General features: G+C 49.1%; 11 protein-coding genes. 3 read left to right on the top strand and 8 right to left on the bottom strand.

From position 1 onward, the window contains the following. Positions 1–298: 298 nt before the first annotated feature. From OHJ21_RS21655 to OHJ21_RS21640, 4 genes are all read right to left on the bottom strand, one after another. Entirely contained in the window at positions 299–1912 is a 1614-nt protein-coding gene (locus OHJ21_RS21655; RefSeq protein WP_243390897.1) for a glycoside hydrolase family 36 protein, read from the bottom strand. Positions 1913–1943: 31 nt separating this feature from the next. Beyond that, positions 1944–2777: a carbohydrate ABC transporter permease gene (locus OHJ21_RS21650; protein WP_100539700.1), complete on the bottom strand. Its 834-nt coding sequence runs from the start codon at positions 2775–2777 to the stop codon at positions 1944–1946. Positions 2778–2796: 19 nt separating this feature from the next. Then, positions 2797–3693 (bottom strand): carbohydrate ABC transporter permease, encoded by an 897-nt coding sequence (locus OHJ21_RS21645; RefSeq protein WP_100540235.1) that lies wholly within the window; start codon positions 3691–3693, stop codon positions 2797–2799. Between the two features lie 88 nt (positions 3694–3781). Beyond that, positions 3782–5095 (bottom strand): ABC transporter substrate-binding protein, encoded by a 1314-nt coding sequence (locus OHJ21_RS21640; RefSeq protein WP_100539699.1) that lies wholly within the window; start codon positions 5093–5095, stop codon positions 3782–3784. A gap of 267 nt (positions 5096–5362) precedes the next feature. On the opposite strand from OHJ21_RS21640, the gene OHJ21_RS21635 reads away from it, so the two are divergent. Together OHJ21_RS21635 and OHJ21_RS21630 are read left to right on the top strand one after the other, a co-directional pair. Continuing rightward, entirely contained in the window at positions 5363–7093 is a 1731-nt protein-coding gene (locus OHJ21_RS21635) for a cache domain-containing sensor histidine kinase (RefSeq protein ID WP_100539698.1), read from the top strand. Beyond that, the gene (locus OHJ21_RS21630) at positions 7086–8588 is read left to right on the top strand and encodes a response regulator (RefSeq protein ID WP_100539697.1); all 1503 of its coding nucleotides are present in this window, start codon (positions 7086–7088) and stop codon (positions 8586–8588) included. The genes OHJ21_RS21635 and OHJ21_RS21630 overlap by 8 nt, the downstream gene beginning before the upstream one ends. Before the next feature lie 323 nt (positions 8589–8911). Here OHJ21_RS21630 and OHJ21_RS21625 read toward each other — a convergent pair whose 3' ends face one another. Continuing rightward, positions 8912–9706, bottom strand: coding sequence for a sensor domain-containing protein (locus OHJ21_RS21625; RefSeq protein ID WP_100539696.1), 795 nt, complete (start codon positions 9704–9706; stop codon positions 8912–8914). 349 nt (positions 9707–10055) lie between these two features. Between OHJ21_RS21625 and OHJ21_RS21620 the strand changes: the two genes are divergently transcribed. Further along, positions 10056–10406: a hypothetical protein gene (locus OHJ21_RS21620; RefSeq protein ID WP_100539695.1), complete on the top strand. Its 351-nt coding sequence runs from the start codon at positions 10056–10058 to the stop codon at positions 10404–10406. Positions 10407–10542: 136 nt separating this feature from the next. Here the strand turns inward: OHJ21_RS21620 and OHJ21_RS21615 are convergent, their stop codons facing one another. The 3 genes from OHJ21_RS21615 to OHJ21_RS21605 are packed head-to-tail and all read right to left on the bottom strand — an operon-like array spanning position 10543 to position 13065. Continuing rightward, positions 10543–11148 carry a response regulator transcription factor gene (locus OHJ21_RS21615; RefSeq protein WP_100539694.1) on the bottom strand — a complete coding sequence of 202 codons (606 nt, stop codon included), beginning with the start codon at positions 11146–11148 and terminating at the stop codon, positions 10543–10545. After that, positions 11149–12321: a sensor histidine kinase gene (locus tag OHJ21_RS21610; RefSeq protein WP_100539693.1), complete on the bottom strand. Its 1173-nt coding sequence runs from the start codon at positions 12319–12321 to the stop codon at positions 11149–11151. Further along, positions 12322–13065, bottom strand: a complete 744-nt coding sequence (locus OHJ21_RS21605; protein ID WP_100539692.1) for an ABC transporter permease — start codon at positions 13063–13065, stop codon at positions 12322–12324. Positions 13066–13067 lie beyond the last annotated feature (2 nt).

Genomic DNA, 13067 nt, shown 5'->3' with positions numbered 1-13067 from the left:
TTGTTTTTACCGATTTCGAAGCAATATGCGGACAAGAGATCCGCTATTCCGGGATTTTTCGCGGATTAATCCGTGATTATGATACAATAGCGGATCCTCTGTCCGCGTGAACTCCAGAATAGGCCGAGTCCCGTAAAATAACGGATCCTCTGTCCTCATGATCTTCTTAATGGGCGAATTTTCAGCAGATAGCAAGGCCTCTTCCGCCCACATAAGCACGCGAATAGGCCGATTCCTGTAAATAAGGGATCTTCATCCACTTGCCAACGGAAAGCGGTACTTTCTTGTTCAAAGGCTGTTAACGCCACCATTCGTGATCTCTTGCGCCTGCCCCCAAGACGGCTTCGCCGTTCCAGCTGTAATTCCGGGTCTCCCCTGAAATCTTCCACAGAGAAGGACAGCTGTTATACATCCAGTCTAACGGCTCCGCTGTCGGAAGCGGACGGGAAGCTGCCTCAAAGGCCTGTCGCACCTCCCGCTTCTGCTGCCCGCTTAACTCCTTCTGGTCGGCCGACACGAAGAGCGGCGTACCGCTGTTTGCCAGCAGATCGAGCCACTGACGATTGAATTCCCAAGGCACCCCGGAGGTGATGCCTACGCAATCCGCGTCATGGCTGAACAAGGTGCCATGCTGAGGCATCCGGAAGGCCAGCGTATTCACGCCCATTCTGCGCGTTCTTTCCCACGATCTGCCGCTGGTGTCATCTCCGGTGCGCTGAATTTCAAACAAGCCTGCCGCCAGATGCCCAATCGTATTGCAGCCGATAATCAGACTGTCTTTCGAAGCCTCTGCAATCGTCCGGTACAAGTCGAGAACAATTTCGGCGGTGGTGCGGGAAGTATCGCTCAAGGCGTACGGCAGCGCATGGGCTTTTCCCTTCATCTGAAATCCCCATTGCCCGAACAGATCGAAGGTCGAGAAATCATGCTTGATCAGCTCGTAACCCCATTCATGCATCCGACTCATCATGTTCGCGACATATTCAAGCACATCCGGGCGGCTTGGATCTAAGAAATGCCCGCCTTTCGTGTAACGGACCCAAGATTCCGGCACCTTCTCCTGCGTTAAGAGCGGACGACACCAGATGCCGGGTCGGACGCCAGCCTGCTTCATTTCATCCGCCAGTTCCGCCATGTCGGGAAAATCGCGATTTCCTATCCATGGACCGCCGTTACAGGTGCCGGAGCTGATCTGCCAGCCGTCATCAATGACCATGAACGGACGATTCGTTAAGCCCTCCGCCATGGCGGAAATAAACTGCGAATCTTCTACAATTTGATGATGGGAGCTTTTGCCGTAGGCATAATACCAGTTGTTGCCCCCATATACCGGAACGCTCGGCAGTACCGGCTGCTCGCACATGGAGCTGCACAGCATCCGGGTCGTCTCATACGGCGTCATGTTCTCGCCTCCATGGACCTGCACGAGCTCGGCGAATTTGAGAATCCGGTTTCCAAGAGTGACGCCTTGACTGCCACTGCTCACGTCCGCCGTCAACGTCACGCCGTCTGCGTCCACCTGCCAGCAGCACATCGAGCCCGCCCCGGTTTTCACGCCGAACCCGGCCGTTGACAAGCCGTCGTGAATCATGAAATACCAGGGCATCACGCGCTCCGGCTGCAGGCCGGACCAACCCATATCCCCGTAGCCGCGTTCCCAGTGATCTCCGAGCAGCGTTACAGGCCTCGTGAAGCTGTGGTTCCAACGAATGCGGATGGTATGCACCGCCGACTTTTTAGATTCCAGATAAAGTCCCATATCCGCTGCCGATTCCCGCAGCTTCATGGTCACTGCAACATGCCCCGTGCTCCACACCGAATCCGCCGCAGGCATCAGCTTTTCCCAGCCCTGTTCCGTCTCAGCCAGCACCAACGAAGGTGACTTAAATATATTAAAATCCAACCCTTTCACTTCCTTCCAAGCTTTTATCGTATGTACGAGGTTAGCCCTTGATTCCCGTCATCGCAATGCCTTCAATGAAGTACTTCTGGGCGAAAAAGAAAAGGATGAGCACCGGAGCACTGACCATGGTCGCAGCCGCCATCATTGCCCCCCAATCGCCGTCACCGTACTGGTTCTGAAAGGAACTGAGTCCTACCTGCACGGTGCGCAGTTCATCGCTGTTCGTGACGATCAGCGGCCAGAAGAAATTGTTCCAGGTCCCCATAAACGTGAAAATCCCCAGCGTCGCTACGGCGGGCTTCAATAGCGGCGTCACGATCGAGGCCAGAATGCGCATATGCCCCCCGCCTTCAATCAGGCCCGACTCGATCAGCTCCGTCGGAATGCCCGTAATGAACTGGCGCATCAGGAAACAGCCGAAGGCGCTGGTAAGACCGGGGATGATCAGGCCCGCATACGTATCCACCCAGTTCATTTGCGACAGAATGATAAATACCGGAATGATCGTTACCTGCGAAGGTACCATCATCGTCCCGATGTAGGCCAAGAAAAGCGTCTTTCTCCCCTTGAACTCCAGCTTGGAAAAGGCATATCCGCTTGCGACCGACGTAATCAGCACGCCTACCACGGTACTCGCCGTATAGAAAACGGTATTCAAAAAGTATTTATTCCAAGGAGCCATCTCCCAAGCCGTTTTGTAGTTGGACCAGGCAAATTCGGTAGGAATCCACTTGGGCGGATACACGAATACCTCTCCCGGCGTTTTGATTGAAGTCGTGATCATCCACACCAATGGCAGCAGGGTGGTCACCACCGTCAAAAACAGGATCACGTACACCGCAAGCATCCCGATCATGTGTGTTGGTCTTCTCATCCGTTAAACCTCCTACAACTCAATCCTCTTTCTTCTGATACGAGCTCCACTGCCAGATCGTGATGGCGAACAGCAGAATAAACAGCAGCACACTCACGGCCGAAGCCCTGCCGATTTTGAAAAACTCAAACGCATATTGGTAGATATAGTAGGCAATCATATTCGTCTGGTTCATCGGCCCGCCGTTGGTCAAGGCATAAATCTCGCCAAAGGTCTGGAAGGAACCGCTGATCGATGTAATCAAGATGAAAAATGTGGCCGGTCTGAGCCCCGGAATCGTAATGCGGAAAAATTTCTGGACGGCATTCGCGCCGTCGATTTCTGCAGCTTCATATAAGGATCTGGACACGCCCTGCAGGGCGGCAAGATAGATGACCATGTTATAGCCGAACGACTTCCAGATCGAGAAAATGATGACGGACAGCATCGCCGTATCCGGCGAGACAAGCCATTGAAAGGGATGGCTTGGATCTCCGATCCCGATTTTCTCCAGAAAATAATTCAGAAGCCCGTAGCTCGGTTCATAAATCCATATCCATACCTGTGCCACGGCGATAATCGGCAGGATAGATGGCAGAAAAAATGCTGCGCGCATCAGCTTTCGGCCTTTGATTTTGCTGTTGAGCAGCACGGCTACCACGATCGCAATGCCCATGGAGAAGGCCACCGTAAATATCGTAAATACGGTTGTATTGACGATGGACTTAGTGAACACGGGATCCGCAAAGGATTGCGTGTAATTATCCAGGCCCACGAGCGTGAATTGATTCGCGAATAAATCGACCTCGGTAAAGCTCAAATAAAATGAATAAAATATGGCGAACAGCGTAAATACCGCGATCCAGATGACATTTGGCGCGATCAGCATCCATGCGACCGCCGCATCCTTGCCGAACATACGCTTAAACTGTTTCATGTTTGCACCACCTCGCACGCGCTTCATCAGGAATAGAGGGAAGGAGACGGATGCCGCTTCTAACACCCCATCTCCCTCCTACTCGAGCCTATTTAGATGAAGACCACGTTTTTAATAACGGTTTGCTTTCCTCGTACGCTTTTTTCATGGCCTCTTCAGCCGTTTCCTTGTTATGCATGGCAGCTTCGATATGCGAAGTGATAACTTCGGTGATCTCCGTAAGAGTGAGCACGTTGAAAGGCTGGTATCTGCCGTACTGGTACCCGTCGATGTGAACCTGAATATCCGGATTCTCCTTGACGAAATCCTTCCAAACGGCGGCATCCGAACTGCTCTTGCGAATCGGAATCGAACCGTAGCCGACCGCGAATTCAGCCGTTTTTTCCGGCGTGGACAACCAGGTCAGAAAATCCCAGGCCGCCTTTTCCTTTTCGGGAGTCGTTTTGAAAATAAAATTGTTCGTGCCGCCCAAAATCGTGGCCTTGCCCTTCGTTCCTTCCGGCAGCGGCGCAATGCCGTAATCCAGCTTTTCGTTGGCGTTCAGCGTTGGAATCGACCAAGGCCCCGATATGCTCATTGCGATCATGCCGGACTGGAATCCGTTTTGCGGCGGCGACAGGCTGGCCACTTTATACTTGTTGATCAGGTCGGCGAAGAACTGGGTTGCGGCAATGCCGCCTTCTCCGTTAAACTGCAGCTCCGTACCTTCCGCATTGACATAGTCGCCCCCAGCCTGCCACATAAAGGGTGCCCAAGCGGCATCCAGCGCTCCGCCCTGCGTCGTCGGCAGGGACATTCCCCATCTCTTTTTAGTCGGGTCCGTCAGCTTCTGTGCCGCTTCGACCAGCTCATCCCAGGTTTTCGGCGGGGTCACGCCCGCTTCATCAAACAGCTTCTTGTTGTAATAGAGCGCACGATTATTCGTCTCAATCGGGATGCCGTAGGTCACCCCGTCAAATCGCACGTTACCGTCAATCAGACCGTTCAGGAAATCATCCTCATTCCACTTGTCCGGCTCAGCCTGGATGAATTCATCCAGCGGTTTGACGACATCCTTCAGCGGTCCCAGCCACATTGGCCACATCAGCATCCCGACTTCCGGCAAAGCCTTGCCTGCAGCCGCTGCCGTTAATTTGGTCACCATATTGTCCGTATCCACGAATACGAGCTTCACCGTGGCATTGGATTGCGATTCGTTATATTTTTTAACGATATTTTCTAAAAATTTCGCGCTTTCTCCCGATGCACCATGCCAGGCTGTAATCGTCACCCTTTTACCTGAGGCCGCCTGATCCGTGCCGGAAGCTCCCTCTTTGCCCGAAGATCCGGAGCATGCCGATAATAGGCCCAACAGCATGGCTGCCACCAGCAATAAAGCCAGTCCTTTACAATTTTTGATCACTCGAAGACCCTCCAATTCGTAAATCTCACATCTTCTTTTCTCCTTGCCCTGTTCTGCAGTACAGCGCATCAGTAAAGCGTTGATTTAAAGCTGATTTTACTGTAGATTAACGGTACCGTGTCTACTTTCTGCTGAAAATCCAGTATTGTAAGCACTTACATGAATGTGTTGAGTTCATGATATACAAAATCCGGGGACAGGAACACCGACGAATCTTAGCATTAAAGTGGAAAAATCTTATGTACTTTGGATACGGGAGGTTAGGCTTTGGCTGGAAAAACGCATTTTTTCAATTATTTGTACCGCAGGACGGTCGCTTACATCGTCTGTTCCGTCATCGTGATCACGGTTCCCCTGCTCATTCTGCTGTCGGTCTACTCCAGGAACGAGATTATGAAATACAATAACGAAGCCATCGGCCTCATTAACGATCAGCTCGATTCTTTCTTCCGTTCAGTCGAAAACACGCAAAACATCATTACGACCGACAACAGCGTCGTTCTGCCGCTTACGCTCTACTACGCTGTTCCCAATTACGATTCCAGCGCGGCCACCGAAGCGTTCCGCAGCATGTCCACCACGTTGAAGAACATGACCATGTTTCAGGACGGACTGCAGTTTTGCGTCGTGGGCCAAAAAGGGCATTTACCCGTCAACTCGACAAAAGAAGATATTAACGATAACTTTGTCCCCAGGGACGCGGCTTGGTACGAGACATTCGAACGAAATCCGGAGAAAAGTCGGATTTTTTACAACAATGAGCGCGGTTACTATCTTTCAGCCGAAAAAGCCATCTCCATCATCAAACCGATTCCCGACATCCAGACGAGAAAGCCGATCGCTTATGTCATTATGGATATCACCTACCCGGATTTCAGGGATATGGTCGAGCGGATTCATCCATCGATTCCGATCCGGATCCACGATCCTTCCGGACAGATTCTGTTCAGCAACATGGACCCTTCGAGTCAGCCGGCGGAGGCGGACAGCAAGCTGTTCAGCCGCCAGGTTTCACCGTTTACGGGCATCACGATTGAGAGCTACGTGCCGCAGCAGCTGTTCATCAAGCAGATCAGTGCGATCATCGTGGTGATTCTATGCATCATGGCTGTGTATCTGTTCATTATATTCGTCATTTCGCTTATCTCCATGAAGCGTTTTACCCGGCCGATCTACATGTTGATGAAAGCGATGAAGCAGGTGTCCAGAGGCAATTTAGAGGTCGCCGCAAACTATCAGGGGAACATCATCGAACTCCATGACCTCAAAAATTCATTCAACATTCTCGTGACCGGCACCAAGGACCTCCTTAAGGAAAACTATGAAATGAATCTTCTGAAGACGCAGGCGGAGCTGGATGCCCTGCAGCAAAAAATCAATCCGCATTTTCTATATAATGCCCTGGAGACCATCTCCAGCCAGGCGATCATCGACGGCTCCAAAACCGCCAGCATCATGTGCCAAAAGCTCGGAGCGCTGTTTACTTACAGCCTTCAGCCTCAGGACATCGTAACGCTGGAGCAGGAAATCAGGCACTTGAAGGATTATGTGTATATCGCCGAGATCAGCTCTTTTTATCCCCACATCTACGTGGACATGAACATCCATCCGGATACGCTGGACCAGCTCATACCCAAAATGGCGCTTCAGCCCCTCCTTGAAAACTGCTTCAAGCATGGGTTCGGCAGGGATCCGGGACATGCCCCCATGATCCGGATCCAAAGCAGCGTTCAGGATGGACATATTCGCATCGAAGTGAGCGATAACGGCAAGGGCATGTCCTCCGATGAACAGTCCCGGTTGAGAGAAAGCTTGAAGCAGGTGGAGAAAAGAACGCTGTCTTCTCCCGGCACCTCCATCGGGCTTCGGCATGTCCATTCCCGGCTGGCTTTATTTTATGGGGATTCCTACGCTATGGACTTTCAGTCCGCCCCTTCGCAGGGAATGCGAATCGCATTATCAGTTCCGATCCAACGAAAGGAAGATGCTGATGTATAAGGTCATACTCGCGGACGATAACCCCATTATCTGCCAAGCGCTGGAGAGCCGTATTCCATGGGACGAGCTTGGCCTGGAGCTTTCCGGCGTTTGCCATGACGGCAGCGACGTTTTGGATCTGATCGAGACCCATGCACCGCATATTATGATTACGGATATCAAAATGCCCATCCTGGACGGAATCGCGCTTATCGAGCAGCTGCGCTCCCACGGGCTTCCGCTGCAAATCATCATCATCTCCGGCTATAACGATTTTATATACCTGAAGAAAGCCATCGATTATGATGTGGCAGGTTATTTGTTGAAGCCGATTCAGGACGAGGAGCTGATGAACAGTCTACGGAAAGCGATCGGTCATTTAAAAGAGCAGGAAATCGTCTCGCAGATCAGCCGATCAGCTCATATCCTGGAGCTGCGCGAATCCAAGCGGAACGCCAGCGGGCTTTTATCCGCTATCATTCGGGGTGCAGAGACCTGCGTACAGTCAGGAGAAGCCTTGGCTGATCTTTCTTTTCCTTCCTCCTATCAATGGCTCCTGTTTCAGCTGCCTCTTCAAGAGGATGGAGGAGTATCCGAAGTCACCATCGAAGATATTTTGGAGTATGAGAACTCTCTGCGTCATCGACATCGCCTAGCATGCCATCTACTGCTTCCATCCGATACCCTGCTGGCTGTCATCTCTCCCTATGAATATTCCGCTTCGGTATCGGACTTGGTTTCGAAGCTGCTTGGGGAAGATGGCATCCAGACGGCGCATGCGGCCAGCATGCCCTTTCGGTCGCTAATCAGCATGCAGCAGGAACTGATGGAAACGATCGCCGGTTTATACGGGCAGCTGTATTCGAGCCGATTCACGTCAGCTCCTGCAGGGCATGCCCCTTTCCTGACCCTCAAGGATCAGCAGATGATCGGCATGCATCTCTCTTTGCATGATTACAAGGGCTCGCTCGCTTATATTTCCGAACAGCTCGATCAATGCCTCGCTGCGGCTCCGACACCGGGTCAGCTCGATACCTTCATCAAGACCGTGTTCAAGTGGTATTCCGATTATGAACCAGCCTATTACGGCATGCAGGAGCAGATGGATGCAGCGCTACTGGCTTCGCTTGCCTTTTCCTCGCGGGCCGACATACTGAATGCGTTGGCCCCGACGGTAGAACCGGCCTCCGAATCAGGGAGCAAAGCCATGAACGTCGTTCAATATATCGAGAAACATCTGAATCAGCCCTTGACCTTGAACATGCTGGGCAAAATCTTTCATCACAACAGCATCTACCTCGGACAGCTGATCAAAAAAGAAACGGGAATGCCGTTTAATCAACTGGTGAACAAGCTGCGCGTCGAGCGGGCCGAAGAGATGCTCCGCCGCAATCCCGATGTGAAGCTGGCGGACTTGGCCTATCAGCTGGGCTTCTCGGACAGCAAATATTTCTCCAAGGTATTCAAGAAGATTACGGGAAGGCCGCCAAGCCAAAGTGTAGAATCCGAAATGTAGAAAGGGTGCCACACCGGACCAATGGAACGACCCTTTTTTGCTAAGACCGAAACCGTAACACGCTTAAATAAGAACGAGGGTATTCCTTACAAATTAAAAAGGCAAATGACCTTTCAACCGATGGGGTCATTTGCCTTTTCATCAATGAAGAAAACCCGCTCAATGAGCGGGTTCTATGCATGGCGGCGGACCACGGCTGTATAAAACCACAATACACCGCCGAGTATTCCATTCGTTACTTTTTATACTTGTCTATCCAATTCGATTGTTGAAGCAATGTAGACGATACGCACCAAGTAGTAGATTCTAAAAAAAGAGTGCTTCTAAAACTCTCTATGGGCTGGCTGCATCATCCCTTGAGTAGGTTGATCCTCTGGGTACTCGTAATATTGCGACTGAACGGGCGCATGGATTTGTGCTTCCATCGGCGGCACTGACGGCTGCTGATAGGGCTCATCCACATACATGATTCTACGCAGAATTTGCATAAGCCCATTCACAACGCGCAGCGCGACCCAGAACAGGATAAGGCCAACGCCTACGTACAGCAGGTATTGCTGATTATAGGTCCAATCTATATGAAAATAACTGAACAAGCTATTCTCCAAAATATCAAGCTGCAGTTCATTCATCAAAATGATATGAACGACCGGAAGAGCAATCAATCCGAGTCCCAGTGAAATCACCGTTACCATAATCACAAAGAACACGATGCCAGTAACAAATCTTAGTAATACGAGGAGCAGATTTCGAATAAATAGCGCTCCGTCAAAACCGCTCACCATTCGTTTCAACCAGCTCTGCCCCGCTTCAGACTGTTGATTGTAGGAATACGAAACGGAAGGCGTAGGTAAACCCAAAATTTGTCTAATCATGCTTTGTTCAAAAAGCACAATCCCGTTCAACAGCTTAGCTACTCCAAAAAACAGCGGTATTCCGATAAATATTGGAGTCAAACCGATGGATAGTGTAATTCCCGTTATCGCTACTGTAAAATAAATAATCCCTAACGGGAGAGATAGCATTAAGTATAGGATCGTTGCATAGGTTTTTGGATTAAAAAGCGCCCAGTTCACCTTTCCAGACCGCGCTTTAGCGGTCGTTTCTACTTCCTTCATATTCAAACACTCCTTTGGTTTCATAAGTCACGCACGCTCTGAGATATAAATCCATTATATCTGCCTTATTTGCCTGACATAACCGTCTTAGGGGGTATCTGAACCTAGACTTTAGACTAGGGAGTGACCTGGCTCAGGTGAATTTATTGAAGCGAAGACCCTATTTTAAACTCGCCGCACGACATTTTTTAGTCTGGACATGCAGGTAAATTCCTAAAACTGATTTCTTAAAGTTCACGCAACAAGCTTCTATGTATTTCCTTTCATTACTCCAGAATTTGTGTTTTATTAAATATAGAATGAAGCTATCATAATTCTCGTTTACTACCTAACTGAAGGGGATCTTTACATGAAACAGCCATTAAGTATCATCCCAGAACAATGGAAAAGAACTGGGATTGTCACGATCGGCGGTCTACTTATAGGAGCAGGATTTGCCGATTGCCTGATTGCCTTGAATTCAATCGATTTAAATCAAATCGCTAGAGGGTTAACGATCTTCAGTGCAGGTCTGACCATCTTAGTCGTCATGGATAACTCCAAAACACAAAGACAGACCGAGAAACTCCAAAAAGAAACACAGCTTCGAATGGAAAGAATAGAAGATAAGCTGAACGCCCTTCATCAATCCCAACAATTAACGAATACGCAGTTTCTTGAAATCAAAGAGCTGATGTATCAATCCAATTCGGAGAACTAAACTTAATACTTTGTTTGGTTACGGTATGCTAAATAGCGGATCATAAAAAAAGAGAGCTTCTAAAGCTCTCTATGGGCTGGCTGCATCATCTCTTGAGAGGGGTGATCCGCTTACCTCCATTACCTTGGAGTTCTCTTTAATCCAACCATCCCTTACTACGTGCGATATCTATCGCCTCGATCCGTGTATTCGCCCCGAGCTTCCCAATCGCTTCTGACATATAGTTCCGTACCGTTCCATAGGATAGAAACAGCTGTGCTCCAATATCTTGAAGAACTAAGCCTTGGGCAGCCAACTTCATGACTTCACGCTCCCTGGGTGATAATGGACATGGATCATCCCATACCGCGAGCGACAATTCTGAATTGATGACACGTTTCCCATCATAGACCCGACGAATCGCATCAGCCAGTTCCTCGCTACCCGTATCTTTAAGAAGATATCCATAAACTCCTGCCTGCATAGCCCGCTGGAAATATCCAGGACGCGCGAATGTCGTCAAGATGATGACACGACAAGCTGACTTATTTTTTTGAATTAATTCCGCAATATCCAACCCCGTTTTTAGTGGCATCTCAATATCCAGAACAGCTACATCGGGTTCATATTGCTGAATCATGGACATCACTTGTTCCCCATTTTCAGCTTGACCGACTACTTCAATATCATCTTCTAACGAGAGTAAAGTTGCCAGTGCTCCCCTTAATAACTTTTGATCTTCTGCCAAAACAATACGAATCATCTAAGCACTACCTACCTTTTCATTTCGTATTACCCTAGGTATATGTAAGGTGACTTCCGTCCCCTTGCCTGAGGATGAGGACAGCGACATACGCCCGTCGATCATAACCAACCGTTGCCGCAATCCGGCGAGGCCATTACTGCTTGTATAGAATTGATCCATATCTGCCCCAATACCGTCATCACTTACAGATACACGAACTTCCCCTTCCTGAATGTCGAGAAGAACGTTGCAACTTGTTGCTCGGCTATGTCGAACCACATTTGTAATCGTCTCGCGAAAACACATCGCCAAAATCGTCTCCTGCAAGGGTGTTAACGGAAGCTGATTGTTCACTAATGCCTCTTCCGTCCCTACATTAGAAGGTCTGGGATCAGAAATCGATTGATATTGAAATAAAAGCGGTATGCCCGCAGCTGAACATAACGATACTGCATGCTTATATTCATCAGCGAGATATGTGACTTTCATCTCCGTAACCAATTCACGCATTTGTTTCAAGGCTGCGCGTGCCGTTTCTCGTATTTCACGAGCCTCTTCTATCGCTCTCTCGGGATGACGATTGACCAGTTTCTCAACGACCTCCCCTTTTAGTGCGATTAATGACAGCGTATGTCCCAATGTATCATGTAATTCACGTGCGATCCGCTGGCGCTCCTCCTGCTGTGCCATTCGTTCAGCAGTTTCTGCCCGCAGCCGCGCAGACTTCTGTTGGAACCTGGTCGAAGTTCGAATAATATACGGCAGAATACAGATGCCAAACATAGGCACCAGCCCTACCCATAATAGGCTGCCCATCCGATCCAAGTAAGGAACAGCGATAAATCCCATAGCTACAGTGAAAACGATCGTTATAGAGAGTAATGTCGGCAGCTTTTGTTTGCTCAGCGGAGCAGCTATCATAAAACCCATAAACGTATACATAGGATGAAATACAGCTGCTAAAATTAAAAGTATACCCACCTGGACCATCAATATTGGCGTGGCCCACTTTGCATAAAAGTAGGATTGTCGAAACGATAGAACGAATATGCCTAACAGAACAAAGCCAAGCCACTGTATACTTGATGGCTCATAAAGTAAAAAGTACAAGGGTATCATTAAATTTGTTAACAAAAAATAAGGGGCGACTCCTTCCGATTTTGGAAAGAGACGCCATTTCTCGCTATTCAATTAGACCGCTTCCCGTCGATTATATATATAGATTGATAGTAGCATAAAGAAGAGACCGCATCCTGTCAAAATTATGAAATCAATACTTGCTGGAGTTTTTCCAGCGATCATATTCCATGCCCCATTGGCGTAACGGTGAGATGGAAGCCATTCCCCGACCGAACCCATCCAACTTGGCAACGTACTAAGCGGCATCCATAGCCCCCCCACAATGGCAAGCCCCATCTGTAATACATTTCCGATGGCAACGGAGGTATTCGCATTTTTAAGCGTTCCTAACAAGGCACCAAGCGCCAGAAAAGATATGCTGCCAATCCATAACCATAATCCGCATAAAATCCATTGCCCGGCTGTCAATTGTATATCATGAACAAGGCCAGCAGATAAAAATATAACAACAATGACGATCAAGTGAACAGCCATTTGCGATACAATTTTGCTGCCAATCCAGACTGCAGGAGATAGTGGAGTTAGCTTCAACAAGCGTACCCACCCGTCTTGATGCTCGAACGATAGACGGATACCGAATTGAGATACGGCTGTACCAATCAAACTGAATGCCGTCATCGACATCAAGGAAAAGACACCCCAAGTTGTCGATTGAATCGATTGATCTACCCCATTCATACTCGCAAATAAAAAGTAGAAAGCAAGCGGCATCGCAATGGAGAAGAGTAAGAAGAATGGACTGCGGATAATTCGTATACTTTCTGCTTTGGTCTGGGCAACAAAGATATGTAACATAG

It is taken from the genome of Virgibacillus sp. LDC1, assembly GCF_025792345.1.
GTDB classification, from domain to species: Bacteria; Bacillota; Bacilli; order Paenibacillales; family Paenibacillaceae; genus Paenibacillus_AQ; species Paenibacillus_AQ lautus.
The sequence above is the reverse complement of the archived record's forward strand: the minus strand, read 5'-3'. Positions and strand labels throughout refer to the sequence as shown.